This is a genomic window from Microbacterium sp. CFH 31415 (assembly GCF_022538185.1).
Taxonomy (GTDB): domain Bacteria; phylum Actinomycetota; class Actinomycetes; order Actinomycetales; family Microbacteriaceae; genus Microbacterium.
The window spans coordinates 1-25,393 of record NZ_JAKYXC010000008.1 but is presented as its reverse complement, the minus strand read 5'-3'; the positions used below and the strand labels follow the sequence as shown (position 1 = coordinate 25,393).

27 protein-coding genes and 1 pseudogene are annotated in these 25,393 nt (G+C 70.0%); 15 read left to right on the top strand and 13 right to left on the bottom strand.

Translation table 11 applies throughout. The features are described from left to right. The 4 genes from MK786_RS10025 to MK786_RS10010 form a co-directional block, all read right to left on the bottom strand. Complete coding sequence (locus tag MK786_RS10025; protein WP_241112093.1) at positions 1-966, bottom strand: cation diffusion facilitator family transporter; 966 nt, start codon at positions 964-966, stop codon at positions 1-3. Between the two features lie 51 nt (positions 967-1,017). Beyond that, positions 1,018-2,130 (bottom strand): alpha/beta hydrolase, encoded by a 1,113-nt coding sequence (locus MK786_RS10020; protein ID WP_241112092.1) that lies wholly within the window; start codon positions 2,128-2,130, stop codon positions 1,018-1,020. A gap of 116 nt (positions 2,131-2,246) precedes the next feature. Further along, a complete protein-coding gene (locus tag MK786_RS10015) occupies positions 2,247-2,921 on the bottom strand; it encodes an SRPBCC family protein (RefSeq protein WP_241112091.1) in 675 nt (224 codons plus the stop codon). 1 nt (position 2,922) lies between these two features. Further along, positions 2,923-3,330 carry a helix-turn-helix transcriptional regulator gene (locus MK786_RS10010; protein ID WP_241112090.1) on the bottom strand — a complete coding sequence of 136 codons (408 nt, stop codon included), beginning with the start codon at positions 3,328-3,330 and terminating at the stop codon, positions 2,923-2,925. A gap of 82 nt (positions 3,331-3,412) precedes the next feature. On the opposite strand from MK786_RS10010, the gene proC reads away from it, so the two are divergent. Then, positions 3,413-4,255, top strand: coding sequence for a pyrroline-5-carboxylate reductase (proC, locus tag MK786_RS10005; protein ID WP_241112089.1), 843 nt, complete (start codon positions 3,413-3,415; stop codon positions 4,253-4,255). Positions 4,256-4,317: 62 nt separating this feature from the next. On the opposite strand, the gene MK786_RS10000 is transcribed toward proC, so the two are convergent. Genes MK786_RS10000 through MK786_RS09990 form a run of 3 tightly spaced genes read right to left on the bottom strand, consistent with a single transcriptional unit; the run spans position 4,318 to position 6,840 of the window. Beyond that, positions 4,318-4,704 (bottom strand): nuclear transport factor 2 family protein, encoded by a 387-nt coding sequence (locus MK786_RS10000; RefSeq protein WP_241112088.1) that lies wholly within the window; start codon positions 4,702-4,704, stop codon positions 4,318-4,320. A 32-nt stretch (positions 4,705-4,736) separates the two neighbouring features. Further along, complete coding sequence (locus MK786_RS09995) at positions 4,737-5,408, bottom strand: TrkA family potassium uptake protein (RefSeq protein WP_241112087.1); 672 nt, start codon at positions 5,406-5,408, stop codon at positions 4,737-4,739. Further along, entirely contained in the window at positions 5,401-6,840 is a 1,440-nt protein-coding gene (locus MK786_RS09990; RefSeq protein WP_241112086.1) for a TrkH family potassium uptake protein, read from the bottom strand. Before MK786_RS09990 ends, MK786_RS09995 begins: the two co-directional genes overlap by 8 nt. 63 nt (positions 6,841-6,903) lie before the next feature. Between MK786_RS09990 and MK786_RS09985 the strand changes: the two genes are divergently transcribed. Beyond that, positions 6,904-7,308, top strand: coding sequence for a metalloregulator ArsR/SmtB family transcription factor (locus MK786_RS09985; protein ID WP_241112085.1), 405 nt, complete (start codon positions 6,904-6,906; stop codon positions 7,306-7,308). Between the two features lie 19 nt (positions 7,309-7,327). Here the strand turns inward: MK786_RS09985 and MK786_RS09980 are convergent, their stop codons facing one another. Together MK786_RS09980 and MK786_RS09975 are read right to left on the bottom strand one after the other, a co-directional pair. Beyond that, positions 7,328-8,134 (bottom strand): ABC transporter permease, encoded by an 807-nt coding sequence (locus MK786_RS09980; RefSeq protein WP_241112084.1) that lies wholly within the window; start codon positions 8,132-8,134, stop codon positions 7,328-7,330. Then, on the bottom strand, positions 8,131-9,045 hold the full coding sequence (locus tag MK786_RS09975; RefSeq protein ID WP_241112083.1) for an ATP-binding cassette domain-containing protein: 915 nt from the start codon (positions 9,043-9,045) through the stop codon (positions 8,131-8,133). Before MK786_RS09975 ends, MK786_RS09980 begins: the two co-directional genes overlap by 4 nt. Before the next feature lie 82 nt (positions 9,046-9,127). Between MK786_RS09975 and MK786_RS09970 the strand changes: the two genes are divergently transcribed. From MK786_RS09970 to MK786_RS09950, 5 genes are all read left to right on the top strand, one after another. Continuing rightward, on the top strand, positions 9,128-10,057 hold the full coding sequence (locus tag MK786_RS09970) for a TetR/AcrR family transcriptional regulator (RefSeq protein ID WP_241112082.1): 930 nt from the start codon (positions 9,128-9,130) through the stop codon (positions 10,055-10,057). Between the two features lie 117 nt (positions 10,058-10,174). After that, positions 10,175-10,366 carry a helix-turn-helix domain-containing protein gene (locus tag MK786_RS09965; protein ID WP_019182077.1) on the top strand — a complete coding sequence of 64 codons (192 nt, stop codon included), beginning with the start codon at positions 10,175-10,177 and terminating at the stop codon, positions 10,364-10,366. 82 nt (positions 10,367-10,448) lie between these two features. Then, positions 10,449-10,547: a 30S ribosomal protein bS22 gene (locus tag MK786_RS09960; RefSeq protein ID WP_003792170.1), complete on the top strand. Its 99-nt coding sequence runs from the start codon at positions 10,449-10,451 to the stop codon at positions 10,545-10,547. Between the two features lie 81 nt (positions 10,548-10,628). Further along, positions 10,629-10,922, top strand: coding sequence for a rhodanese-like domain-containing protein (locus MK786_RS09955; protein WP_241112081.1), 294 nt, complete (start codon positions 10,629-10,631; stop codon positions 10,920-10,922). A gap of 7 nt (positions 10,923-10,929) precedes the next feature. Beyond that, on the top strand, positions 10,930-11,175 hold the full coding sequence (locus MK786_RS09950; protein ID WP_241112080.1) for a glutaredoxin family protein: 246 nt from the start codon (positions 10,930-10,932) through the stop codon (positions 11,173-11,175). 116 nt (positions 11,176-11,291) lie between these two features. Here MK786_RS09950 and aspS read toward each other — a convergent pair whose 3' ends face one another. After that, the gene (gene aspS, locus MK786_RS09945) at positions 11,292-12,632 is read right to left on the bottom strand and encodes an aspartate--tRNA(Asn) ligase (RefSeq protein WP_241112079.1); all 1,341 of its coding nucleotides are present in this window, start codon (positions 12,630-12,632) and stop codon (positions 11,292-11,294) included. Between the two features lie 35 nt (positions 12,633-12,667). On the opposite strand from aspS, the gene MK786_RS09940 reads away from it, so the two are divergent. The 7 genes from MK786_RS09940 to ccsB all read left to right on the top strand — a co-directional run bounded on the left by MK786_RS09940 (position 12,668) and on the right by ccsB (position 18,772). After that, a complete protein-coding gene (locus MK786_RS09940; RefSeq protein ID WP_241112078.1) occupies positions 12,668-13,027 on the top strand; it encodes a hypothetical protein in 360 nt (119 codons plus the stop codon). Positions 13,028-13,141: 114 nt separating this feature from the next. Continuing rightward, positions 13,142-13,855, top strand: a complete 714-nt coding sequence (locus MK786_RS09935) for a DedA family protein (protein ID WP_241112077.1) — start codon at positions 13,142-13,144, stop codon at positions 13,853-13,855. Between the two features lie 42 nt (positions 13,856-13,897). Further along, complete coding sequence (locus MK786_RS09930) at positions 13,898-14,527, top strand: histidine phosphatase family protein (protein ID WP_241112076.1); 630 nt, start codon at positions 13,898-13,900, stop codon at positions 14,525-14,527. After that, the gene (locus tag MK786_RS09925) at positions 14,527-15,162 is read left to right on the top strand and encodes a TlpA disulfide reductase family protein (RefSeq protein ID WP_241112075.1); all 636 of its coding nucleotides are present in this window, start codon (positions 14,527-14,529) and stop codon (positions 15,160-15,162) included. The genes MK786_RS09930 and MK786_RS09925 overlap by 1 nt, the downstream gene beginning before the upstream one ends. Continuing rightward, a complete protein-coding gene (locus MK786_RS09920) occupies positions 15,159-16,022 on the top strand; it encodes a cytochrome c biogenesis protein CcdA (protein WP_308220038.1) in 864 nt (287 codons plus the stop codon). Before MK786_RS09925 ends, MK786_RS09920 begins: the two co-directional genes overlap by 4 nt. Beyond that, positions 16,003-17,706 carry a cytochrome c biogenesis protein ResB gene (locus MK786_RS09915; protein WP_241112074.1) on the top strand — a complete coding sequence of 568 codons (1,704 nt, stop codon included), beginning with the start codon at positions 16,003-16,005 and terminating at the stop codon, positions 17,704-17,706. The genes MK786_RS09920 and MK786_RS09915 overlap by 20 nt, the downstream gene beginning before the upstream one ends. Positions 17,707-17,710: 4 nt before the next feature. Continuing rightward, the gene (gene ccsB / locus MK786_RS09910) at positions 17,711-18,772 is read left to right on the top strand and encodes a c-type cytochrome biogenesis protein CcsB (RefSeq protein WP_241112073.1); all 1,062 of its coding nucleotides are present in this window, start codon (positions 17,711-17,713) and stop codon (positions 18,770-18,772) included. Positions 18,773-19,315: 543 nt separating this feature from the next. Here the strand turns inward: ccsB and MK786_RS09905 are convergent. Beyond that, positions 19,316-21,319 (bottom strand): YhgE/Pip family protein, encoded by a 2,004-nt coding sequence (locus MK786_RS09905; protein WP_241112072.1) that lies wholly within the window; start codon positions 21,317-21,319, stop codon positions 19,316-19,318. Then, positions 21,316-24,243 (bottom strand): MMPL family transporter, encoded by a 2,928-nt coding sequence (locus MK786_RS09900; RefSeq protein ID WP_241112071.1) that lies wholly within the window; start codon positions 24,241-24,243, stop codon positions 21,316-21,318. Before MK786_RS09900 ends, MK786_RS09905 begins: the two co-directional genes overlap by 4 nt. 130 nt (positions 24,244-24,373) lie before the next feature. Between MK786_RS09900 and MK786_RS09895 the strand changes: the two genes are divergently transcribed. Continuing rightward, positions 24,374-25,015, top strand: coding sequence for a TetR/AcrR family transcriptional regulator (locus MK786_RS09895; protein WP_241112070.1), 642 nt, complete (start codon positions 24,374-24,376; stop codon positions 25,013-25,015). Between the two features lie 25 nt (positions 25,016-25,040). Here the strand turns inward: MK786_RS09895 and MK786_RS09890 are convergent. Continuing rightward, positions 25,041-25,393: pseudogene (locus MK786_RS09890) on the bottom strand (O-succinylbenzoate synthase); the annotation flags it as partial.

Below are 25,393 nucleotides of genomic sequence, written 5' to 3'. Positions count from 1 at the left end.
TCAGTCGGCCGAGCGGATGACGAAGTCCGACGTCGGGGGAGTGGGATCGTCGCCCGGACGGTAGATGTCGGGCTCGAAGTAGAGAACGCGGGCCGTGGGCACCGCTTCGCGCACGCGGGTCTCGATGCGGTCGATGTCGGCGGCGACCGAGGCGAGCGGCTTGTCGGACGCGAACCCGAGCTTGGCCGCGACGAGCAGCTCGTCGGGCCCGAGGTAGAGCGTCTTGATGTGGATGAGCTTCTCGATCTCGTGGCCCTCGAGGATCGCTGTGACGATGCGGTCGTGGTCGGCGGTGGTCGCGCCCTCGCCCACGAGGAGGCTCTTGGTCTCGATGCCGAGGACGATGGCGATGATGATGAGCAGCGTGCCGATCATGAGCGTGCCCAGTGCGTCGAAGAGCGGGTTGTGCGTGATGGCCGTCATGCCGACGCCGAACAGGGCGAACGCGAGTCCGGTGAGGGCGCCGACGTCTTCGAGCAGCACGACGGGCAGCTCGGGAGCCTTCGAGTGCCGAACGAACGACACCCACGACTGGCGCGGACCGCGCACGAGGTTGCTCTCCTTGATCGCCGTGCGCAGCGAGAACGACTCGAGCACGATCGCGATCACGAGCACCACGATCGGCACCCAGTAGTTGGTGACCTCGTGCGGATGGGTGAGCTTCTCGATGCCCTCGTAGATCGAGAACAGGCCTCCGACCGAGAACAGGATGATCGATACGACGAAGGCGTAGACGTAGCGCTCGCGCCCGTAGCCGAACGGGTGCTCGCGATCGGCCGCGCGCTTGGCGCGCCGCCCGCCGAGCAGCAGGAGGAGCTGGTTACCCGAGTCGGCGACCGAGTGGATCGCCTCGGCGAGCATCGACGCCGAGCCCGAGATGAACCATGCGATGAACTTCGCGAGGGCGATGCCCATGTTCGCCAGGAACGCCGCGATGATCGCCTTGCCGCCGCCGGAAGCACTCATGCGATGAGTCTACGGATGCCGCCGTGGTGCGTCCGCCGGGTTGACGACGCCTCAGTCGGAGGAGCGGATGATGATCGCCTCCGTCGGCGGCGATGGGTGGACGGACGGTCCGACGTAGCCGATGACGGTCAGCAGCGCGTGGCGGAACTCGGCGGGACGCTCGAGGTGCGCGGTGTGGCCCACGTTCTCGAGGGCGAGCTCGGTCACCTCGCCGCCGGCATCCGAGTAGCGAGCCAGCACGTCGCGCATCTGCGACACCATTGGCTGCGGGGGTGCGACCTCGTCGCCCGGCCACCCCGGCACGATGCCGAGCTTGCCGAGGTTGTTGAAGTCGTACAGCGAGGCGTCGGACACGATCGCGTCGAGGAGGCCGTGCACCCACAGGATCGGAGGCTTCTCGGCGAGGTCGACGATGCCCGACACGTCGAAGTACTTCGGTGCCATCGTGTTGAGGACGCCAATGGTGCCGGGTGCGAACCCGGGCCAGTTCTCGCTCGTCGTGCTGTCGCCCGGGTAGTTGCCGGTCGCGGTCGAGGTCGACAGCATCGACGTCACCCACACGTCCTCGTGCTCGGAGGTGAATCCGGGCGCCACATAGCTCGCGCGGAACACGCTGCGCGGCGAGGTCGCAGCCTCGTCCGTCTCGTCGTGGTCGATGATGCGCTGCACGAAGTCCGGGTTGGTCCCGCCCCCGCCGCAGCCCGCGTCGTCGTCGGTGAGCCGCGAACCGTCGCGGCGCGTGGGCCCGACGCCGAACGGTGAGACGGGGGACTCCAGCGTGAGGCTGAGGGCGCCGTGGTCGAGCGCGTACTGCATGATCACCCCGCCGCCCATGGACCAGCCGACGAAGTGCGCGCGGCCGATGCCGAGGGCCTCGAGGGTCGCATGCACGTCGTCGCTGAAGTCGCGCACACCGCGCGTCGCGTCGATCGGGGCGTGCTCGGAGCCGCCGAAGCCGCGCAGGTCGATCGCGATCACCCGCAGATCGCTCGGCAGGTCCTGCATGAGCTCCTGCCAGAACAGCGACGACGAGACGTTGCCGTGGATGAGGATGACCGTGCGGTCGCCGGGCGTGGTATCGCTGTCGCCCTCCCGCTCGAGGATGCTGACGTTCAGCCGCGGCGTCTCGATGACGCGCTGCGTGATGCCGTCGAAGAGGGTCATGATCGGGTCCTCCGCTGTCGCACCGGGGACGCCCCGCCCCCGCTGACTCGACTATAGCCCCGCCCGACCTACGGGTGAACCGACTTTCATGTTCAGTGCGCGGCGGTCGCCGCGGCTCAGGCCTCCGGCGTCTCGTCGGCGGTCTGCCCGGTATAGAAGAGGTAGGTGTTCGTCGCAGCGGTGGCCGCGGCATCCGCATCCCCGCCGTCGGCGATGTGCGCCCTGGCCCAGCCGTCGGCGGCGGCGCGCGAGAAGCGCTTGCCCTCGTCGCTCACCTGCCATGCCTCGGCCTCGTCCGGCGCGATGCGCTCGCCGCCTGTGAGGTGCAGTGACAGCCCGAGGAGACCCATGTCCCAGCCGACCCCGGTGGCGCCGGGGCCGTACATCTCCCAGAAGCCGGGCGGGATTCCCTCGGTCTTCGCGGTGTGGGTGAGCATCACGTGCGTGCCGTCGTCGCCGAGGCTCGTGAGGCCGATCTCGAGCCACGAGATGCCGCCGCCGTACTCCCAGGTGACGCGGTACGACGCGACGCCGTCGTGCGGAGGAGTGCAGGCGAGCACCTCACCGCCTGCGTTGCCGACCACCTGGTACCGGCCGCCGAGGCGCAGATCGCCCTCGACGGGCGCGAACCAGCGCGCGATGCGCTCGCCGGTGGTGACGGCATCCCACACGTCGTCGATCGGCGACGGATACGTCTGCGCGAGCGACTGGACATGCGCCTCCTGGCCGTCGAGCTCGGTCGTGCGCAGGGCGCGGTCGACCGCACCGATCTGGGCGTTGACGTCCACCATGTCAGTTCTCCTCGTCATCGTTGCTGCTGCTGTCGCCGTCGTCTCCGGCTGCCTCGCGGTCGGCGGCGGGAAGATGCGCCGTCTGGCGTCGCGCCCGCCGCCCGCGCGCGAGCTCGGTGCCGAGCGCATCGAGCTTCGGCTGCCACATCCGGCGGAACGGATCGAACCAGCCGTCCGCTGCTTCGAGCGGGGCAGGGTCGATCGCGTAGAGGCGACGGGTGCCGTCGGGCCGCACGGTCGCGAACCCCGATTCCCGCAGCACCCGGAGGTGCTGCGACACGGCCGGCTGCGAGATGCCGAACTCGCGCTGCACGACCTCGCCGAGGTCGCCCGCGCTGCGTTCGCCGCCCGCCAGCAGCTCGAGCAGGCGGCGGCGCACCGGGTCTCCCAGGACGTCGAGTGCGTGCACAAGGCCATATTTGCATAGGCACTTATATAAGTCAAGACTGAAGCCAAGCGGATGCCGCGCCCCACGCTCGTAGGATGGCGCAATGACCGACACCCCTGCCCTTCCTCCGATCGCGATCCTCGGCGCCGGCTCGATGGGCGGCGCGATCCTCCGCGGGCTCGTGCGCTCGGGACTCGCGGCGGGCGGTGTGACCGCGACGAATCGCTCGGCCGCCAAGGCTGCCGAGCTCGAGGGCCTCACGGGTGTGACCAGCATCGCGCTCGAGGCGCAGCCGACGGGCAACACGGATGCTGCGTCCGCTGCCGACATCGTGCTCATCGGCGTCAAGCCCGCCATGGTGCCCGACCTGCTGCGAGAGATCGCCCCGAGCCTGCGCGCGGGCACGATCGTCGTGAGCCTCGTCGCGGGCGTCCCGATCGCGACGTTCGAGTCACTGCTCGGCGACGACGTGGCGGTGCTGCGCGCGATGCCGAACACGCCGTCGCTGGTCGGGCGGGGGGTGACGGGGCTGGCGGCCGGAACGCACGCGGCGGCCGACGCCGTCGCGGTCGTCCGGCGGTTGTTCGAGACGGTCGGCACCGTCGTGGAGGTTCCGGAGGGGCAGATCGACGCGCTCTCGACCATCTCGGGCTCGGGGCCCGCCTACTTCTTCCTGGTGGTCGAGGAGTTCACCAAGGCCGCGATCGGCAAGGGCTTCTCCGATGCGGACGCCCGGCTCATGGCCGAGCAGACGTTCATCGGCGCCGCCGCGCTGCTCGAGGCCTCCGACGAGGAGCCCGCCGAGCTGCGCCGCCGCGTGACGAGCCCGAAGGGCACGACCGAGCGTGCGGTGGCGGTGCTGCACGATGCCCGGCTCGACGACGTGTTCGCCCGGGCGACCGACGCCGCCCTGGCCCGCGCCAAGGAGCTGGCCGCGGGCGCGTAGGCGCCCCTCCCAACCGGTTGTCGAGTGCGGCGCAGTCGCGTATCGAGACTCGCCGCCGGCTCTTAGTCGCCGCTCTTCTCGGCCTGGTCCATCCACCACTCGGTGAAGGACTCGGCCCGCTCGAGTCCGTCGGCGAGCGCGACGACCCAGAGGTTGCTGTAGACGGTGCCGGAGTCGTAACGCGTCACGCCGCTGTAGAAGAACGTTCGCCCATCGATGCCTGCGACGTCGCCTTCGAAGGTGAACGTGCCGGGGTCGTCGCGGCGCTCGAGCCACGAAGCGACGATCGCGTCGGACCCCTCGATGAGCGGGCTCCACGGTTCGTACCGGTATCGCGCGTCGTCGGTGAACAGGCTGCGGATGTCGGCCTCGTCGTTGCTGTTCCACGCGGTGACGTATCGCGCGATCCAGCGGCGGGCCGCGGCATCCGCTTCAGCTCTCTCGATCATCACCCGAGTATTCTCCCGGCCTGCGACATCGGCTAGCGGTCGAGTGCGGCGAAGCGCTCGATGTCGGAGTTCGTGCCCGACACGATGATGAGGTCGTGGTTGGTCACCACGGTGTTCGCCTCCGCGTAGCGGAACGGCTTGCCGGGACTCTTCACGCCCACGACCGTCACGTTGTACTTGGTGCGCACGCCCGACTCGTTGAGACCCACCCCGCGAATGAACTTCGGCGGGTACATCTTGGCCAGCACGAAGTCGTCGTCGAAGCGGATGAAGTCGAGCATGCGGCCGCTCACGAGGTGGGCGACGCGCTCGCCGGCCTCGCGCTCGGGGTAGATGACGTGGTTCGCGCCGACGCGGGCGAGGATCTTGCCGTGCGACTGCGACACCGCCTTGGCCCAGATCTGGGGGACTTTCAAGTCGACGAGGCTGGCGGTGATGAGAACGGATGCCTCGATCGACGAGCCGACGGCGACCACGGCCACCTGGAAGTCCTGCGCGCCGATCTGTTTGAGCGCCTCGATATTGCGCGCGTCGGCCTGCACGGTGTGCGTGACGCGCTCGGACCACTTCTGCACCAGCTCGAGGTTCTCGTCGATCGCGAGCACCTCGCGGTCGAGCCTGTCGAGCTCGCCGGCACAGGCGGCGCCGAATCGCCCGAGTCCGATCACCAGAACCGGTGCGTCGCTCCTGATGCGCTCAACCAACGATCGGCCTTTCCACCGGCAGCGAGTAGAGCTGCGAACGGGATGTCGCGGCCACCGCCGCGGCGAGTGTCACTGTACCAATCCGCCCCATGAAGATCGTCAGGGCCATGACGTACACCGCAGGGTCGGTGAGCTCGGCGGTGAGTCCGGTCGACAGGCCGACGGTCGCGAACCCGGAGATGACGTCGAAGAGGACGTCGGAGACCGGAGCCTGGCTGATCTGGGCGATGGTGATCGTCGACAGGGCGACGATCGTGGCGCCCCAGGCGACGACGGAGAGCGCGACGCGCTGGACGTCGCTCGGGATGCGGCGCCCGAACGCCTCGACGGACTGGCGGCCCTTGGCCTCGGACCACACCGCGAGCGCGAGCACGGCGAGCGTCGTGACCTTGATGCCGCCGGCGGTGGACGCCGATCCGCCGCCGACGAACATCAGCATGCAGCCCACGATGAGCGACGAGCCATATAGGTCGCCGATGTCGACTACGGCGAACCCGCCCGAGCGGGTCATCGCCGACAGGAAGAACGCCTGGAACGTCGTGTCCCACGCGTCCATCGAGCCGAACGTCTTGGGGTTGCCGTACTCGAGCGCGAGGAACGCCGCCGCACCGGCGAAGAACAGCAGCACCGTGGTGATGATCGTGAGCTTCGTGTGCAGGGGCCAGCGGCGCACGTGCCAGTAGTGCTTCCACAGTGCGTAGATGACGGGGAAGCCGATGCTGCCGAGGAACACACCGGCCATGAGCACTGTGAGCAGGAAGTAGTCGTCGGCGAACGGCACGAGGCCGCCTGGGTTCGGGGTGAAGCCGGTGTTCGTGAAGGCCATCGCCGCGTAGAACGGCGCTTCCCACAGGGCTTCGAGGGGCCGGATCCCCGCGAATACGAGCGAGGGGTAGAGGGCGATCGCGACGAGCGCCTCGATGAGGAGCGTCGAGAGAGCGACCGTGCGCAGCAGTGTGCCGACCTCGCCGAGCCTCACCGTCTGGCCCTCGTTCACCGGCCCGCCGTGCGAGCGCAGCGGGTTCGAGTCGCTCGCCGCGATGAGCTTGGCGCGCAGGCCGAGCCGCTTCGAGATCACCAGGCCGAGAATCGAGGCGAGCGTGAGCACGCCCATGCCTCCGATGTTGACGCCGACGAAGATGATGACCTTGCCGAGTGGCGAGAACGTCGTGGCGATGTCGACCGTCGTGAGTCCCGTCACGCAGATCGTCGAGACGGCCGTGAACAGGGCGTCGGCGAGGGGCAGCCGACGGCCATCGGCGCTCGCCGCAGGAAGCGACAGCAGCGCCGTGAACAGCAGCACGAGCGAGGCGAAGACGAGGACGGCGAACCGCGCGGGCGACGATGTCGTGAGATTGCGCAGGCGGTCCCACGCGGCCTTCAGCGCCGATGGCACGCGGCGCACGATCGACCCTGCCGGGTCAGTCGCCATGTCGCCCCCTTCGCCGAGACTCCCGTCATGGTACTCCGCGGGGCTCTTGACTAATCTGAGCACATGGCGGATATCTTCGACGTGATCGCGGACGGCACACGTCGCGACATCCTGCGACTGCTGCTCGACCGCGCCGCCGCCGGAGAACGGGGGACGAGCGTGTCGCACATCGTGCACGAGCTCGGGGCGAGCCAGCCCACCGTGTCGAAGCACCTCAAGGTGCTGCGCGAGGCGCACCTCGTCTCAGTGCGAGAGGAAGGACAGCACCGATACTACAGTCTGTCGGCCGAGCCTCTCGACGAGGTCGACGACTGGCTGCTCCCCTTTCTGGGAGACGACGACGCCCCGCAGTACGCCGGTTCGACGCTGCCCGATTCGGCGGCGCATGCCGCCGACGTGGTGGGACGTGCCGCGGCATCCGCCAAGTACGCGATCGAGAACGCGTTCAAGAAGCTCCCCGGCCGCTGACGGCGGAGGTGGCGGGGCCTCAGCGGCGCCCTGCCTTGCGGCGGAACAGCCAGGCGCCCCACGCGAACGACACGAACAGGATCGCCACGCACCAGCCGACTCCCCACCACGCCTGACCGTTCATCGGGGTGCCCATGAGCAGCCCCCGGATGGTCTCGATGATCGGCGTCACCGGCTGGTTCTCGGCGATCCACTGCAACCACTGCGGCATCGAGTCCACCGGCACGAACGCGCTCGACAGGTACGGCAGGAACAGGATGATGAACCCGTAGGCGTTGGCGCCCTCGGGGCTCTTCGACGCGAGGCCGAGGGCCGCGAACAGGTAGGTGATCGCGAGGATCCACAGCGCGATCATCCCGAGCGCGCCCACCCACCCCCACGCATCGGCGGTCGGACGGAATCCGACGAGCAGCGCGACGCACACGACGAGCCCGGTCGCGACGAGGTTGCGCAGCAGGCTCGCCACGACGTGGCCGGTCAGCACGGCGCTCGCCCGCACGGGCATGGTGCGGAACCGGTCGATGATGCCCGCTTTCATGTCGCTCGCGACATAGACGGCGGTGCTGGATGCTCCGAACCCGGCGCACAGCAGGATGATCCCGGGCACGACGTAGTCGACGTAGCCGCCGGTGGGGTCGATGGCGCCGCCGAACACGTAGGTGAACAGCAGCATCAGCAGTACGGGGAGCATGATCGCCATCAGGAGCGACTCGCCGTCGCGCAGGGAGTGACGCAGACTGCGGCCGACGAACACGCTCTCGGCGACGAGTCCGCCGATGCGGGGCCGCAGGGCGGGCGACTCGGGGGAGAGGGTCAGGGTGGTCATGCGATCTCCTTCGCTGCGGACGCCGTGTGGCGGGTGTCGGGTGAGGTGAGGGCGAGGAACACGTCGTCGAGGCTCGGGCGCCGTAGCGTCACGACACCCTCGGCGCCGGCTTCGTCGAGCACGTCCAGCGCGCGGCGCAGGCCAGAGACGGTGCCGTCGGTCGGCACCTCGCGCAGCCGGGCGCCGTGGGAGTCGTGCAGTTCGACGGTGTCGCCGCCGACGCGCGCCTTCAGCTGGGCGGCGGTGCCGGTGGCGACGATGCGGCCCCCATTCAGCACGGCGATGCGGTCGGCGAGCTGGTCGGCCTCCTCCAGGTACTGGGTGGTCAGGAACACCGTCGTGCCCGCGTCGGCGAGCGAGCGGATCACGTCCCACAGCTCGCGCCGGCTGCGCGTGTCGAGCCCCGTGGTGGGCTCGTCGAGGAAGAGCACCTCGGGGGTGACGACGAAGCTCAGCGCCAGGTCGAGCCGACGCCGCATGCCACCGGAGTAGGCGCCCACGCGCTTGCTCGCCGCGTCGGCGAGGTCGAAGCGCTCGAGCAGCTCCGCGGCCCGGCGCCGCGCGCGGCGGTGCGAGAGTCCTGACAGCCGGCCGAGCATCGTGACATTCTCGATGCCCGTCAGCACATCGTCCACGGCGGTGGCCTGACCGGTCAGGCTGATGCGTCGCTTCACGCCGTCGGCATCGCGGACGACGTCGATGCCGGCGACCGCCACAGCGCCCGCGTCGGGGCGAGTGAGGGTGGTGAGGACGTTGATCGTCGTCGTCTTGCCCGCCCCGTTGGGTCCGAGCAGTGCAAAGACCTCGCCGCGGCGGACGACGAGGTCGAGTCCATCGAGGACGACCTGCGCACCGAACGCCTTTCGTGCGCCGCGGACGTCGATGGCGGGAGTGCTGATCTCGGGGGTCATGCGACACCTCCACTGTGTATGGCCGAAACTGTTTATGACGCTAACACACTGTTTACGCTATAAACAGTCCTAGACTGACGGCATGACGGACGCCGCCGAGACCGAGCTCCCGCGCGGAGTCGCGCTCGCCTGGGGTGTCGCAGCGAACCCGCAGCGGGGCCCCAAGCGCGAGATGAGCGTCGAGCGCATCGTCGAGGCGGCCGTCGAGATCGCGGATGCCGATGGGCTCGCCGCCGTGTCGATGGCGGCGGTCGCCGCGCGGCTGGGCTACACGCCGATGTCGCTGTATCGCTACGTCACCGCGAAGGACGACCTCGTGCTGCTCATGCAGGAGGAGGCGACGGGGCTGCCGTCCGCTGCGAGCCGCACCGCAGGTACGTGGCGGGATCGCATGCAGGCGCTGTATCGCGAGCAGGTCCAGCGCTACCTCGAGCACCCGTGGGTGCTCGACGTGCCCATCACCGGCTCGCCCACGACCCCCAACAGCGCGGCATGGATGGATGCCGGCCTCCACGCCCTCGCCGAGACCCCGCTCACGCATGAGGAGCGCCTGTCGGTCATGCTGCTGGTCACCGGCCACGCACGATGGACGGGGATGGTCCTCGCAGGCTACGCGCGAGTGCAGCGCGAACGAGGCGTCGCCGACGTCGACATCACCCGCGCGGAGGACGCCCTCTTCCGTCAGCTAATCACCGCCGACGCCTACCCCGACCTCCGTGCGGCGATCGATGCCGGCGTCTTCCTCGACGAGTCCGACCCGTTCAGCTTCAACCTCGACCGCAGCCTCGACGGCGTCGCGGCGTACATCGCCGAAGTGGAGAAGGGCCGTCGTGCCGAGCGCGCACCGTGGGGCGGTCTCGACGACGCCGACATCGCCGACGACAAGAAGTTCCGCGAGGCTCGCAAGGCGGTGCGACAGGCCGAGAAGGCGCTGCGTGACGCCCGCCGGATCGAGCGGCAGGTCGCGCGCGAGGTGCGCGAGCGTCGCGCCCGGCAGCGCCCCGAGAAATGACTGGGCAAGATCACAGCATCACCACGAGTCACACAGGTTTACACGCGTCCCTCCGGCGCTCTAGAGTGTGCTCAGAACTGGGGAAAACCCCGATCACTCTCTGGGGAAAGGGTCGACATGGCGGAACTGCCCGACGTGCGCTTCCTGACCGTCGCCGAGGTCGCCGAGCTCATGCGCGTCTCGAAGATGACGGTCTATCGCCTCGTCCATTCGGGCGAGCTGCCTGCGGTGCGCTTCGGTCGCAGCTACAGGGTTCCCGAATCGGCGGTCACCGAGGCTCTGCAACGGCCCATCGCCGACGTCGGCTAGACTGTCCCGAGGCATTTTCCGCATCTGCCCGTTCCCGGGCGCGCACGCGTCGCGCCCAGACCCCGACATTGTGAGGTTTTCCGTGGGTTCAGTCATCAAGAAGCGCCGCAAGCGCATGGCGAAGAAGAAGCACCGCAAGCTGCTTCGCAAGACTCGCCACCAGCGCCGCAACAAGAAGTAAGCGGCATCGACACCAAGCGCCTGTCTCCGGATGGGCGCTTCGTGTATGCGCCCGACACCCCGCTACCCCGAGAGGCCGCCCATGCAGTCGATCACCGTCCACCAGCTGCGCGAGAACCCCGGCACGCCCGTCATCGACGTGCGCGAGACCTGGGAGTTCGAAGGGGGAAGAGTGCCCGGCGCGGTCAACCTGCCGATGTCGACGATCGGCGAGCACCTCGATGAGCTTCCCGACGGTGCCTTCGCGGTCATCTGCAAGGTCGGCGGCCGGTCGGGGCGTGTTGTCGAAGCCCTCGCCGCCCGCGGGTACGACGCCACGAATGTCGACGGCGGCACCGACGAGTGGATCGCAGCCGGGTATCCCGTCGAGGCATGAGCACGCCGTGACCACACTCACGCTGATCAGCAAGCCCGACTGCCACCTGTGCGACGTCGCGCGGGAGGTCGTCGAGACGGTCCTCGCCGACCTGCCCGAGGACTCCGTCGAGGTCGACGAGCTGTCGATCGCCGACGATCCCGCCCTCTACGCCCAGTGGTGGGAGAAGATCCCGGTCGTGCTCATCGACGGCGAGCTGCACGGCCACTGGCGCGTCTCGCCCGACCGGCTGCGCGCCGCGCTCGGCGGTTGAGCCGCGGCATCAGGATCCCCTGATCCGGCGACGTGATCGGGCGCCGACGGGTGCTGTCAGCGCGCGAGGTGCGTCGGGCCGCGGAAGAGGGTCAGGGTGCTTCGTCTGGATCGCGGTCAGGGGGCGAGGCGCGTGGGCCCTCTGAACAGGTACGTGACCTCGCGAATGGAGTCCTGACCGAGCAGCAGCATCATGACGCGGGCGAGACCCATGCCGAAGCCGCCGTGGGGAGGAGCGCCGTACCGGAAGAAGTCGAGGTAGAACTCGAGGTGCTCGGGCTCGAGGCCCTTCTCCTTCGCCTGCTCGATCAGCACGTCGACGCGGTGCTCACGCTGCGCGCCCGTCGTGATCTCGACGCCCTTGAAGAGGAGGTCGTAGCTCTTGGTGAGCCCGGTCTCCTCATTGCGCATGTGGTAGAACGCGCGGATCTCGGGGTGGTAGTCGGTGATGAAGACGAACTGATGGCCGTAGGTCTCCTCGACGTAGGCCGAGATCTGGCGCTCGCCTTCGGGGTCGAGGTCGCCGTCGGTGCGCGGCACCTCGTAGCCTCGGCTCTTCACGATCTCGAGCGCCTCGGCGAGCGGGATCCGGGGGAACGGGATCGCAGGCACCTGCACCTCGAGCCCGAAGAGCTCCTCGATCTCGGCGCCGTGCTTGTCCGTGACGGCCTGGAACGCGGTCTGCAGGAGCTCCTCCTGCATCCTCGCGACGTCCTCGTGCGAGTCGATCCAGCTGATCTCCGCGTCGATCGACGTGAACTCGGTGGCGTGGCGGCTCGTGAACGAGGGGTCGGCGCGGAAGGCGGGCGCGATCTCGAAGATCTTTCCGAAGCCGGCGACCTGCGCCATCTGCTTGAAGAACTGGGGCGACTGCGCGAGGTACGCGGTCTTGTCCTCGAAGTACGGGACCTCGAACAGCTCGGCATTGGACTCGGATGCCGAGGCCATGAGCTTGGGGGAGTGGACCTCGATGTAGTCGCGCTCGATCCAGTAGCTGCGCATGGCGTGCTCGAGGGTCGTCTGCACGCGGAAGATGAGGTTGTTGCGACGTTGGCGCAGGTCGAGGAACCGCCAGTCCATGCGCTTGTCGAGACCCGAGTCCGCGGCGATGGGCGTCTCGGGCAGGGCCGCGGCGGCGATGTCCAGCGTGCCGATCTTGATCTCGACGCCGCCGAGCTTCACGCGCTCGTCGTGCTTGAGCTCGCCGTGCACCGTGAGGAACGTGCCCGTGGACAGGTTCGAGATGAGGTCGGTGAGAGCGAGGGCCCCGGCATCCTGCTCCGACCCGTCCTCGGCGGGACGGGTGGCGGGATTCACCAGCTGAACCGCGCCGGTCTCATCCCGGAGGATGACGAACTGCACCTTCTTCTGATCGCGGACGGTCTCGACCCATCCGGAGACGGAGACGGGGCCGTCGGCGAGGCCGAGGAGCTGGTTGACGAGGACGCGTTCACTCACGAGGAACCAGTGTACGTGGGCCCTAGGATGGCGCCGTGACCACCTACCCCGCACGGACCCGCCGGCCGGTGCGCGTGTGGGACATCGTCGTCTCGTCGATCCTCCTGGTGCTGCTCGCCCTGCTCGCCGCGGTGATGTCGTTCTTCGGCTTCTTCCTCGCGATGGCGTCCGACCCCTGCGGCGTCCGCGACTGCAGCTCGGAGCTGATCGGCGCGGGGCTGATCACCGCGGTCGCCCTGCCGTGGGTGTTCCTGCTCGCGGCCGCGGTCGTCACGATCCTGCTGCTCGTGCTCCGCAGGCTCGCCTTCTGGGTGCCGCTCGCCGCCGCCCCGCTCGTCGTCGCGTCGTGGTTCCTGGGCGCGTTCATCGCCGCGGCGGGAGTGCCGACGGGCTGACCGGAAGCGGGATCCGGGGGCCAGCACCCAGGAAGAGCACACGTGGGGCGCCTAGCGTGGAGGAGTCCCGCCCGGCCTCGCCGCGGCATCCGATCACCGAGAGCGAAGCCCCCGATGACCGAAACCTCGTCCGACTCCTCCTGGCTCTCCGCACTTCTGGACTGGTCCGTCTCGCTGATGGACGTGATCGGCCCGGCCGGCGCCGGAGTGGCCATCGCACTCGAGAACCTGTTCCCGCCGCTGCCGAGCGAGGTCGTGCTGCCCATGGCGGGGCTCGCAGCGAGCACGGGCTCCTTCACGCTGTTCGAGGCACTCGCCTGGACCACCGGCGGCTCGATCGCCGGGGCGTTCCTGCTCTACGGCTTGGGCGCCTGGCTCGGGGTGGACCGGCTCCGCCGCATCGCTGGTCGCGTGCCGCTGCTCCACCCGGAGGACATCGACCGCACCGTCGCATGGTTCCAGCGTCACGGCGGCAAGGCCGTCTTCTTCGGTCGCATGATCCCGATCTTCCGCAGTCTCATCTCCATTCCGGCGGGCGTGACCCGCATGCCGCTATGGAGGTTCGGCCTGCTCACCGCGGCCGGAAGCCTCATCTGGAACACGATCTTCGTGCTCTCCGGCTACCTGCTCGGCGAGTCGTGGCACGTGGTCGAGCAGTACGTCGACGTCCTGCAGTACGTCGTGATCGCGGTGGTCGCGGTGGCGGGCGCGTGGTTCGTCTTCGTGCGCACCCGTGCCCTGGTCGAGGCATCCCGCGACCGGCGGTCCGCTGCGCAGCGGGAGGACGCCCGCGAGCTCGCCTCGTCGACCTCCTCCCGTCGGGACTGACGCTCAGCCGCCCCACAGAACGCGCCCACGTAGACTGGACGGGTGCCCGCTGATCGCCTTCATCTCGTGCGCCATGGGGAGGTCCACAACCCCCGCCGCGTGCTCTACGGGCGACTGCCGGGATACGGCCTCAGCGTGGACGGCCGCGGCATGGCCCGGCAGGCGGCGGAGTACATCCAGTCGCTCGATCGTCCGGTCGCCGCGCTCGTGTGCTCGCCGCTGCAGCGCACGCAGGAGTCGGCGGAGCCGTTCACCGAGCTCTTCAGCCTCGAGCCGCGCATCGACGAGCGCGTGATCGAGCCCACCAACGTCTTCGAGGGGCGGCGCATGGCGCGCGCGCTCCTCAACCCCTGGAACTGGCGCCACCTGCGCAAGCCGGCCCTCCCCAGCTGGGGCGAGCCGTACGCGGACGTCGTGGGCCGCATGAATCAGGCGATGACGGAGGCGTGGGATGCCGCGGACTCCGGCGACGTCGTGATCGTGTCGCATCAGCTCCCGATCTGGATCACGCATCTCGCGGTCGCCTCGCTGCCGCTGCGTCACGATCCCCGCGCGCGACGCTGCGCGCTGTCGAGCGTGACGAGCTTCGAGATGACGAACGGCAAATGGTCCGAGACCGCGTACGCCGAGCCGGCGTCGCTATCGGGCTCGGTCGATGTGGGAGCGGTGTGATGGGGTCACAGGCATCGGCGCGTGAGCGCTCGGGCATCCGGCGAGCGCGGGGCGTGGCATCCGCTCTGCTCGTCTTCGGACTGATCGGGGGGCTCGCCGCCTGCGCGAACGATCCGCTCGCGGAGCAGTACCGCGCCGGCGACAACAAGGGCTTCATCGCGGCCAACGGGTTCCAGATCGTCGAGATCCCCGAGGGCGAGCGCACCGAGCCCGTCGTGTTCGACGGCACGACCGAGACCGGCGAGAACCTCGGAAGCGACGACGTGGCCGGCGACGTGGTGGTGGTGAACTTCTGGTACGCCGCGTGCGGCCCGTGCCGGGCCGAGGCGGAGGCGCTCGAGGAGGTGAACGCGTCGTTCGAAGGTGACGACGTCTCGTTCATCGGCATCAACACCAGCGACGCCCCCGAGACCGCGACCGCGTTCGCCGAGCAGTACGGCGTCACCTACCCGAGCCTCATGGCCGCGCAGGACGGCGCGATCAAGCTCGCGTTCGCCGACAAGACGCCGATCAACGCCACGCCCACCACCCTCGTGCTCGACAAGCAGGGTCGTGTCGCCGCGCGCATCATCGGGCAGCTCGAGAGCGCCTCGATCCTGCAGACGCTCGTGCGCGACGCGCTGGAGGAGTCGTGACCCCGGCCGACCTGGTCGCCGGCGGATCGCTGTTCATCGCCGTGCCGATCGCGATCCTCGCCGGGCTGCTGTCGTTCCTCTCGCCGTGCGTGCTGCCACTCGTCCCCGGCTACCTCGGCTTCATCGGCGGCGCGGTGAGCGCGCGGCCGGCGGGGGCTCGCGGGCCTTCGCTGTCGAACGGTCGGGAGATTTCGAGTGCTGCGGGCGATTCCGGCGAGAATGCGGCGGTTTCTCCCGACCGTTTGACAGGAACGGCCGAGCATGTCGAGCCGGAGGCCCCGACGCGCGGCAAGCTCCTCCTCGGTGTGCTGCTGTTCATCGCGGGCTTCACACTCGTGTTCGTGAGCGTCGCGACGCTCGGCGGCACGCTGGGCCGGTTCTTCATCGAGTACGCCGACCTCATCACCCGCGTGCTCGGGGTCGTGGTCATCGCTATGGGACTCGTGTTCATCGGCGTCTTCGGCCTCGCTCAGCGCATCGCGCGGCCGCAGGTGCGCGGCAGCCTCGGGCTCATCGGCGCCCCGCTGCTCGGCATCGCGCTCGGCATCGGCTGGGCGCCGTGCATCGGCCCCACGCTCGCCGTGATCCTCGCGATGGCGTTCGACTCGGGCTCCGCCGCGCGCGCGGCGACCCTGGGGCTGGCGTACTCGCTGGGCCTCGGCATCCCGTTCATCCTCCTCACCCTCGGCTTCGGGTGGGCGACGCGCTCGGTGACCTTCATGCGCCGGCACATCCGCGTCGTGAACCTGATCGGAGGAGCTCTGCTGATCGTGCTCGGCGTGCTGATGGTGACCGGTGTGTGGACCCAGCTCATGGCCGGCCTGCAGGGGGTGTTCGCCGATGTCCCGCTCCCGCTCTGAATCCACCACGGCGACGGTCGACCCGCTGCGGCCGTCGGATCACGCCGAGGCCGAGGCGTCCGACGTCACGCAGCCCGCACTCGGCGTGGTCGGCTGGCTGCGCTGGGGCTGGCGCCAGCTCACGTCGATGCGCACCGCGCTCGTGCTGCTGCTCCTGCTCGCGATCGCCGCGGTCCCCGGCTCGCTCGTGCCGCAGCGCAGCGCCGACCCCAACGGCGTCACCCAGTACTTCGCCGACAACCCCGATCTCGCGCCGGTGCTCGACAACCTCAGCATGTTCGACGTGTACTCGTCGCCGTGGTTCTCCGCGATCTACATCCTGCTGTTCATCTCGCTGATCGGCTGCGTCATCCCGCGGACCAAGCACCACTGGAAGGCCCTCCGCGCCAAGCCGCCCCGCACGCCCGCACGCCTCGCGCGTCTGGACGCGCATCGCTCCGAGACCGTCGAGTTCGATTCCAGGGCGGATGCCGCGGCCGCCGCGACGTCCGCGATCGAAGCCGCGCAGCAGCAGCTGAAGAAGGCCGGGTACCGCGTCGAGCGCTACGACTCCGGTGCGACGCTGTCGGTGTCGGCCGAGCGCGGCTACCTGCGCGAGACCGGGAACCTCGTCTTCCACGCCTCGCTGGTCGGCGTGCTGCTCGCGGTCGGGTTCGGCGGCGGCTTCACCTACACCGGCCAGACCGTGATCCTCGAGGGACGCACCTTCGTGAACACGATGCTCGACTACACGTCCTTCAACCCGGGTCGGTTCGTGGACGAGGAAGCCCTCGAGCCGTACGCGCTGACCCTCGACCGCTTCGACGTCACGTACCAGCCGCTCGGCGCGCAGGGCCAGGGTCAGGCCGGAGACTTCGTCGCGAACCTCACCACGCAGTACGCGGGCGAGGAGCCGGTCGCCGGCGAGGTGCGGGTCAACCACCCGCTCGACATGGGCGGCGACCGCATCTACCTGATGGGCAACGGCTATGCGCCGACGCTCACCGTGCGCGACGCCGACGGTGAGATCGTCTTCTCGGAGTCGGTGCCGTTCCTCCCGCAGGACACCAACATGACCTCGCTGGGCGTCGTGAAGATCACCGACGGACTGCCCGACCAGATGGCGCTGCAGGGCTTCTTCTACCCGACCCAGGCGCCCCTGCACACGGGTGCGTTCGCGTCGGCCTACCCCGCGCTGGTCAACCCGGTGGTGTCGCTCAACGTGTGGGTGGGCGACCTCGGCATCGACGATGGCACCCCCCGCTCCGTGTACACCCTCGACCCGTCCGAGATGACGCAGCTCGCGGGACGCGGCACCGACGTCGAGCCGATCGAGCTCGCCCCCGGCGAGACCGCCGATCTCCCCGACGGCCTCGGCAGCATCACGTTCGAGAACGAGGCGCCCGAGGGTGCGCAGGGCTACGACGAGTCGGTGAAGCGGTACGTGTCGCTGTCGATCCACCGGGATGCCGCGGCCACGTGGGTGCTGGTGTTCGCGGTGCTCGCGACCGCGGGCCTGCTCGCCGCGCTCTTCGTGCCGCGCCGCCGCATGTGGGTGAAGGCGACGCCGCGAGGCGAGTCGCTCCACCTCGAGTATGCGGGACTCGCCCGCGGCGAGGACCCGACGCTCGATGCCGCGGTGGCGCAGTTCGCTCAGCGCCACTTCGACGGCCTGCAGTCCCCGACGTCCCCGAAAGTAGACTGAGACAATGCCTGAATCCTCCGCTCTCACGCTCGACTCCGTGTCGGTGCTGCTGGTGTGGACCGCGATCGCGATCTACGCGCTCGCCTTCATCGCGTACGCTGTCGACCTCGCGCGCCGCGGGGCGGACGCGGTCGACGCCAAGGACGCCCGGCTGCAGGTGCGCGAACGCGAAATGGTCGCGGCAGGCGGCATCGCGACCGGCGGCTCGATCGGCGAGCTGCGCGCGCAGGAGAAGGCGGCGGAGGAGAACCTCAACGCCCCGCTGGGGCGCCGGAAGCGGTTCGTGTGGGCGCGCATCGGCACGTCGCTGACGGTGCTCGGCCTCCTGTTCCACGTGGCGGGTGACGTCACGCGCGGCATCGCGGCGGGACGCGTGCCGTGGTCGAACATGTACGAGTTCGCGCTCACCGGCACCATGCTCATCGTCGCGGTGTATCTCGCGGTGCTGATCCGCTACGACCTGCGGTTCCTCGGCTCGTTCATCACCGGACTCACCGTCGTGCTGCTGGGGGCCTCGACACTGGCCTTCTACGTCGAGATCACGCCGCTCGCCGACCCGCTCAAGTCGGTGTGGCTCGTCATCCACGTGTTCGTGGCGACGCTGTCGACCGCGCTCTTCGCCCTCGCCTTCGGCCTGTCGGTGATGCAGCTCATGCAGGCCCGGCGCGAGCGACGCGCACTCCTCGCGGCGTCGGCCGAGGCATCCGCTCAGCCCGTCAAGACGGGGCCGCGATTCCTCGCCACCCTTCCGGGCTCGGAGGCGCTGGAGTCGCTCGCATACCGCTTCGCGATCCTCGGGTTCATCTTCTGGACGTTCACGCTCATCGCCGGCTCGATCTGGGCGAACGACGCGTGGGGCCGGTACTGGGGCTTCGACACCAAGGAAGTCTGGACCTTCGTGATCTGGGTGCTGTACGCCGGCTACATCCACGCGCGCGCGACGCGCGGCTGGCGCGGCGCCCGATCGGCCTGGCTGTCGATCATCGGCTTCACCGCGGTGCTGTTCAACTTCACGATCGTGAACATGTTCTTCAAGGGCCTCCACGCCTACTCCGGCCTGAGCTGAGCCTGCGGGCCGACGCGGCTGGGCTGATCGCGGCTGGGCTGATCGTGGCTGGGCTGACCGCACTCGGCTGACCGCCGCCCGCCGACCGCGCCCGCTGTGCGCCCGCGGTGCGCGCCGCGCGCCCGCCGGGCGTTCGTCCCCGCCCCGCCTTACCGCGGCTGGTGTTGGAGCGGCGCCCGGAGCGGTGCTCACCTGTCGCGATGTGTCGGTGCAGGCGGCGTTTCGTGACAGGTGAGCTGAGGCCGCGCAGCGGGTCGCCGGCCGGCCGTGCGACGTTCGCCCGCCCGGGTTCACCTGTCGCGATGTGTCGGTGCAGGCGGCGTTTCGTGACAGGAGAGCAAGGTGCGTGCGGTGAGCTGAGGCCACGCGGCGGGGCGAGACGCGCAAGCGGGCCCGGCCCGCAGCGCCCGACCACGCACAGCGCAAGCACCGGCCCGACCACGCACAGCGCGAGCACCGGCCCGGCCCGCAGAGCCGGACCACGCACAGCGCGAGCACCGGCCCGGCCCCCAGAGCGCGGGGCCGGGGCGGCCGGCGTGCGCCCTACGCCGTGACCGGGGCGGCGTCGAGGATGGCGCGGGCAGACGTCGTGCGGCGGCGGGCGACGGCGAGGATCGTCGCTCCGAACGCGAGCAGCGCCCAGACGATCAGCCCGGCGAACGCCGCGCCGATGCCCCCTGCGTCGGTGAGCGCGGCGACCATCCCCTGGTACGCGGGGGAGGTCGGCATGAGCGCGGCGAGGTCCGCCAGCACGCCCGGCACGGTGGAGACGACGCCGGTCGCGACGGCGAGCACCCCGATGAGCGCCGAGATCCAGCGGCCGGCGCCGCCGAAGACGGCGACGAGCGCCTGGTTGACCGCCGCGAAGGCGATGCCCGCGACGACGCTCACGCCGGCGAACACCCACCACTGGCTCCACTCGTACGACGCGGCGAGCTGTACGACGCCGGCAACCAGGAGGCCCTGGGCGGCCCCGAGCGCCGCCGCGGGAGCGAACCCGCGCAGCGCCAGCAGCACCGACGGCTCGCGTGCGGTGAGCGCTCGCCGCGACACGGCCTGCAGCGCGACGAACGTCGCGAGTCCGCCGAACCACAGCGCGAGGGTGGACAGCAGCGGGATCGCCGACGCGCCGAACAGAGACGTGCCGACGCCGTCGGCCTCGACCGGGTTGGAGACGACCTCCGCGAGGCTCGATGCCTCCGCATCCGAGTACGACGGAAGGGCGGTGGATGCCTCCTCCAGGCCGTCTGCGAGCGTCGTGGTCCCCTCGGCGAGCTGTGACACGCCGTCGGCGAGCGAGTCCGCCCCCTCGCCGGCCTGGCCGATGCCGCCCGCGAGCTGGGCGGCGCCCGACGAGAGCTGACCCGCGCCGTCGGCCGACTGCGAGGTGGCGGCGGCGAGCTGGTCGAGTCCCGAGCCGAGTCTTACGGCGCCGGCACCGACCTCACGGAACTGGCTCGCGAGCTCGGCTGTCGCCTGCGTGTCGAACTGCGCGAGCCCATCGGCCGTGTACGTCGTCAGACTCACAGCGCCGGGGTTCTGCTGTGTGCCGTCGCCGTTGAGGACCGCGGCGGCGGTGCCGGCGGAGGTGGTGGCCGCGACGAGGCGGTCGCAGAACCCGGGCGGGTTCACGGTGGGGTCGCAGGTCGCCGCGAGCGCCTGCAGGTCGGTGAACGTCGTCGTGGCGTAGCCCGCCGCCGCGTTCGTCGCGGTCTCGGCCCCGCTGGCGACCTGCGTGAGCTGGTCCGGAACGAGCCCGGTCTGCTCGAGCTCGGACGCACCCGCGTTCACCCCCGCACCCAGGTCGCGCGCACCGCCGGCCGCGCCCCCGATGCCGCCCGCGATCTGCCCGAGCCCGTTCTGCAGGTCGCCGGCTCCGGACGACAGGCCACTGGCGCCCGACGCGAGCTGCGGCATGCCGCCGGCGAGCTGGGTCGCGCCGTCCGCCGCCTGCGATGCGCCGTCGGCCAACTGAGCCGCCCCCGAGGCGGCCTCGCCGAGCTGGTCGCCGAGCGTCGTGAAGCCGAGGAAGACGTTCTCGAGGTAGACCTGCGAGAGCTGCTCTCCCATGAGGGATGCCGCGGCCGTCGTCACCTGCGCCGTGATGGCGTCGTCGACGATCAGGCTGTCGGGCGGCGTCTGCACCTCGATGGTCGCGCGCTCCGGCGTCTCGCCGGGCTGGGTCGATGTCGCGGCCGTCGAGAAGTTCTCGGGGATGGTCACGACGGCCGCGTACGTGCCGTCGGCGAGGCCTTCGGCGGCGTCATCCGCGTTCGAGATCGTCCACGTCAGGTTGCTGGGCTGGTCTTCGGAGCCTTCGACGAGCCCGGCGGTCAGCTGACGACCGAGGGGGACGATCTGGTCGTCGATCGTGACGGGTTCGTCCTCGTTCACGATGGCAGCCTGCAGGCCGTCGAGTCGTTCGACGGGGTTGTACAGCGCCGCGACGAGCACGCCCCCGATCACGACGGGCAGCAGCAGGACGCCGATCAGCGTCAGCCACGTGACGGGCCGGCGCGAGCGCGCGCGTTCGATGTGGAGGGTCATGCGGTCACCTCGGCGATGGAAGGGGAAGCAGGGGCAGTGCCGGTGCGCAGCGCCAGCGAGCTGACGTCGGAGCGGCGTGCATCGGCCAGGACGGCGAGCGCGGGGCCGTCGGCCTTCGCGGTCGCGACGAGGGTGAGGCGAGCGGATGCCGCGCCCGGCCGCGCTCGTGCTGCGGCCTCGGCATCCCGCAGCAGTGCTGCCGCCTGATCGCGGTCGGCGGGGTCGAGCGTGTCGAGGCCGTCGATCACCACGAGGGTGGTGCGGCCGCTCAGCGCACGGCGCAGCTCACGCACGGGGTCGTCGGAGCCGCCGAGGATCGCGACGCCGACGTGGGCGCGCACCCAGGCCGCCCGCTCGGGGAGCAGGTGGCCGGCGACGCGCAGGCGCCCGTCGTTCGGCGAGATTCGGCCGGCGACCGCGAGCCCGAACGCCCGGGCTGCACGGGGGTCGCCCGTCGCGATGAGCGTGCCGCCCGGCTCGACCCGGAACGTCGCGCCGTCGAACAGTGCGACGGAGTCCTCAACCCCTTCGGCGCGCACGGCGAGGTCCTCCGCGACGACCGCGGCGGTCGTGTGCGGTTCGGGCCACTCCGCGAGCGAGAGCTCTCGTTCGACGGCCTCGCCCTCGATGTCGAAGTGGGGGAGGATGCGCTCGAGCCAGCGCGGCATCCACCATGCCTTATCGCCGAGCAGGGCCATGACGGCCGGCACGAGGGTCATCCGCACGAGGAACGCGTCGACCGCGATGCCGACGGCGAGACCCAGGGCGATCGGCTTGATCGACGAGTCGCCCTCGGGCACGAAGGCCGCGAACACGGCGAACATGATGACCGCCGCCGCCGTCACCACGCGCGCGGAGGCCGAGAAGCCCGAGCGCACGGCCCCGAGTGCGATGTCGCGATCGCTGCGGGTGGCGTGCCCGGACGCGGTCCTGCGCGCGTGCACGTAGTCCTCGCGCATGCGGCTGACGAGGAACACCTCGTAGTCCATCGCGAGACCGAAGAGCACTCCCATGAGGATGATCGGCATGAAGCTGATCACCGGGCCCGTCCGATCGACGTGCAGAAGTTCGGCGCCCCAGCCCCACTCGAAGACGGCAGCGACGACGCCGAAGGCGGCGAGCACCGAGAGAAGATAGCCGAGCGCGGCCTTGACCGGCACCCAGATCGACCGGAACACGATCATCAGGAGCACCAGCGAAAGGCCGACGACGAAGATGCCGAACGGCAGCAGCGCGGCACCCAGGCGGTCGGAGATGTCGATGCCGACGGCGGTGAAGCCGGTCACCTTCAAGTCCACGCCGTACTCCTCCTCCAGCTCGGGCGCGAGCGCGCGCAGCTCGCGCACGAGCTCTGCTGTCGCCGGGTCGTCGGGACCCGTCTCGGGCACGATCTGGATGAGCCCGGTGTCGGCCGTCTCGTTGGGGGTTGAGAGGGCGATCGACTTCACACCCGGCACCTGCTCGATCTCCTCGGCGAGGTCGGCCATCAGCCCGAGCGGATCGGTCGAGGTGACGATGGTGCCCGTCATGATGAGGGGTCCGTTCGATCCCGCGCCGAAGTGCTCGGCGGTGAGGTCGTACGCCTGACGCGCCTGGCTCGTCTGGGGCTGCTGACCCGCGTTGGGGAGCGCGAGCGCGAGGCTCGCGGCGGGGATCGCCATCACACCCAGCGTCACGATCACCGCGACAGTGGTGATCACCGGATGCTTGGTCACGAGCATCACCCAGCGGTTGGTCTTCTTCGGCGCGGCGCCGACGGGCACGGCGCCGACGGGCGCAACGGCGTCGGGTTCCTCGGCGACGGCCTCTTCACCCGCCTCTACTGACGCCGCGTCGGCATCCGCGCTCGACGAGCGGCGCCGCGCGGGCAGCGCGACGCCCGCACGAGACTTGCCGTGGCCCCAGCCCGCGACGCGACCCTTCGCGAAACCGAGGAGCGCGGGCGTGAGCGTCAGGGCGACGACCACGGCGATGGCGACCGCCACGGCCGCGGCGATGCCCATCGTGGTGAGGAACGGGATGCCGGCGAAGCCCAGGCCGATGAGGGCGATGAGCACGGTGGCGCCGGCGAACACGACCGCGGAGCCCGCGGTGCCGGTGGCGCGGGCGGCGGACTCCTCCGGCTCGACGCCGGTGCGCACCTGATCCTGATGTCGCGCGACGATGAACAGCGCGTAGTCGATGCCGACGGCGAGGCCGAGCATGATCGCGAGCATGGGGGTGGTCGAAGAGATCGACGCGAACGCCGTGGAGACGTAGATGAGCGCGATCGCGAGCCCGACGCCGATGATCGCGGAGATCAGCGGGAACCACGCGACCGCGAAGGAGCGGAAGGTGACGATGAGCACGAACAGCGCAATGAGCACGCCGACGGCCTCGATGAGAGAGAGCGCCGGGACGGACGTCGAGAACAAGTCGCCCCCCATCGCCACCTGCGAGCCTTCGGGCAGCGTGTCGCGCAGATCGTCGGCGACCAGCGTGAGCGCATCCTTCGTCTCGTCGGAGACATCGGTGGACTGCCCATCGAACTGGAGGCGGATGATCGCGGCCGACTCGTCGTCGGAGACCATCCCGGTGACCATCTCGTTGAAGGGATCGGTGACCGCGATGACGCCGTCGATGTCCTCCAGCGCCGTGACGGTGTCGTCTATGTCACCGTCGTAGGGCGCCTCGGCGACCGTGTCGCCGTCGGCGGCGACGATCACCAGCTGGGCGCTCGTGCCGCTCGCCTGGGGGAAGCTGCGGTCGAGCAGCTGTATGCCCTCCTGCGCCTCGGTGCCGGGGATCGAGAACGAGTTGTCGGTGCCCTTCATGAAAGCGACCGCCCCGCCACCGGCGAGGCCGAGGAGCAGCACCCATGCGACCAGCACCCGCCACGGGTGACGGTAGGACCAGCGACCGAGGGCATACAACAGGGTGGACACAGCGCCTCCGCGTTCCGGACGATTTCACGATCTGTCGATACAGCGCTGTATCGGATACATGAGTGTATCGTAAAGCGGGTCGGCGCCCTGAAACTGAGTAGTGCGTGTGAGACTGGCGAAGGAGGATCTCTTGAGCGACACGAGCGTCACGTCGCCTCGCCGCGAGGCGACGCGCCAGAAGCTGCTGGATGCCGCTGCCCAGGTCTTCGCCGAAGTGGGGCTCGACGCGGCATCCGTCGAAGCGGTCTGCGAGCGTGCAGGCTTCACCCGCGGCGCCTTCTACTCGAACTTCGAGACGAAGGACGAGCTCTTCCTCGAGTTGGCGGGACGAGTGTCACTCGGCCGCGTCGCCGCTGTACGGGATCGCGTCGCCGAACTCGAGCGTGACGGTGCCTTCGCCGACGTACCCTCCAACGCACTGCAGATCGTGCAGCAGGTGCTGGACATGTCGGCCGACGATCGCCTGGGGGTCCTGCTCCTGAGCGAGATCCGCATCCACGCGCTCCGCACGCCCGCACTCGCCGCCGCCTATCTGGCGCAGACCGACGAGATGCTCCGCAGCGTCGCGCAGATCATCGACGACATCGGGCGCGCCGAGTCCTTCGCCTTCCGGCTGCCGCCCCTCGACGCGGCGCGCCTGCTGCTCACCGTCTGGGAGGGCGCCGCCGTGCGGTCGGTTATGGCGGGAGCCGATCAGGCCGAGCTGCGCCAAGCGACGAACGAAGAGCTCGCCCGGGTCGCACAGCTGCTGATCGCGCCCTCCGAAGGCTGATTCGGGAGCGTCGCAGAACCGGGTTTCAGCCGGCGCCCTCCACGAGCAGGGCGTGACAGCGCGCGAGTCGGTCGAGCCACCAGTCGCGTCGATCCGCGGATGCCTCGTGACGAGCGAGCAGCTCCGGGTCGGGCTGCACGCGCCCGACCTGCAGGACGCCGGCCACCGGGACGAGCGGGGGCTCGGTCACGTCGGCTGTGAAGAGCGACGCCGTGCCGAGCCCGCAGTCGTAGTCGAGGTCGGGCAGTGCGGCGGCGAGGGCCGCCCCCATCGAGAGGCCGACTGAGGTGTCGAGCGCGCTCGACACGACGGCCGGGAGTCCGGCCGCGGCCACCATCGCCAGCGCTCGCCGCACGCCGCCGAGCGGCTGCGCCTTGA

Bases quoted from the DNA above. Each gene is read 5' to 3' on its own strand.
- MK786_RS09990 (WP_241112086.1), bottom strand. From the start codon at position 6,840: ATGGCGACTGACCCGGCAGGGTCGATCGTGCGCCGCGTGCCATCGGCG.
- ccsB (WP_241112073.1), top strand. From the start codon at position 17,711: ATGCCTGAATCCTCCGCTCTCACGCTCGACTCCGTGTCGGTGCTGCTG.
- proC (WP_241112089.1), top strand. From the start codon at position 3,413: ATGACCGACACCCCTGCCCTTCCTCCGATCGCGATCCTCGGCGCCGGC.
- MK786_RS09970 (WP_241112082.1), top strand. From the start codon at position 9,128: ATGACGGACGCCGCCGAGACCGAGCTCCCGCGCGGAGTCGCGCTCGCC.
- MK786_RS10015 (WP_241112091.1), bottom strand. From the start codon at position 2,921: ATGGTGGACGTCAACGCCCAGATCGGTGCGGTCGACCGCGCCCTGCGC.
- MK786_RS09980 (WP_241112084.1), bottom strand. From the start codon at position 8,134: ATGACCACCCTGACCCTCTCCCCCGAGTCGCCCGCCCTGCGGCCCCGC.
- MK786_RS09965 (WP_019182077.1), top strand. From the start codon at position 10,175: ATGGCGGAACTGCCCGACGTGCGCTTCCTGACCGTCGCCGAGGTCGCC.
- MK786_RS09935 (WP_241112077.1), top strand. From the start codon at position 13,142: ATGACCGAAACCTCGTCCGACTCCTCCTGGCTCTCCGCACTTCTGGAC.
- MK786_RS09925 (WP_241112075.1), top strand. From the start codon at position 14,527: ATGGGGTCACAGGCATCGGCGCGTGAGCGCTCGGGCATCCGGCGAGCG.
- MK786_RS10000 (WP_241112088.1), bottom strand. From the start codon at position 4,704: ATGATCGAGAGAGCTGAAGCGGATGCCGCGGCCCGCCGCTGGATCGCG.
- MK786_RS09985 (WP_241112085.1), top strand. From the start codon at position 6,904: ATGGCGGATATCTTCGACGTGATCGCGGACGGCACACGTCGCGACATC.
- MK786_RS09975 (WP_241112083.1), bottom strand. From the start codon at position 9,045: ATGACCCCCGAGATCAGCACTCCCGCCATCGACGTCCGCGGCGCACGA.
- MK786_RS09915 (WP_241112074.1), top strand. From the start codon at position 16,003: ATGTCCCGCTCCCGCTCTGAATCCACCACGGCGACGGTCGACCCGCTG.
- MK786_RS09905 (WP_241112072.1), bottom strand. From the start codon at position 21,319: ATGACCCTCCACATCGAACGCGCGCGCTCGCGCCGGCCCGTCACGTGG.
- MK786_RS09955 (WP_241112081.1), top strand. From the start codon at position 10,629: ATGCAGTCGATCACCGTCCACCAGCTGCGCGAGAACCCCGGCACGCCC.
- MK786_RS10020 (WP_241112092.1), bottom strand. From the start codon at position 2,130: ATGACCCTCTTCGACGGCATCACGCAGCGCGTCATCGAGACGCCGCGG.
- MK786_RS10025 (WP_241112093.1), bottom strand. From the start codon at position 966: ATGAGTGCTTCCGGCGGCGGCAAGGCGATCATCGCGGCGTTCCTGGCG.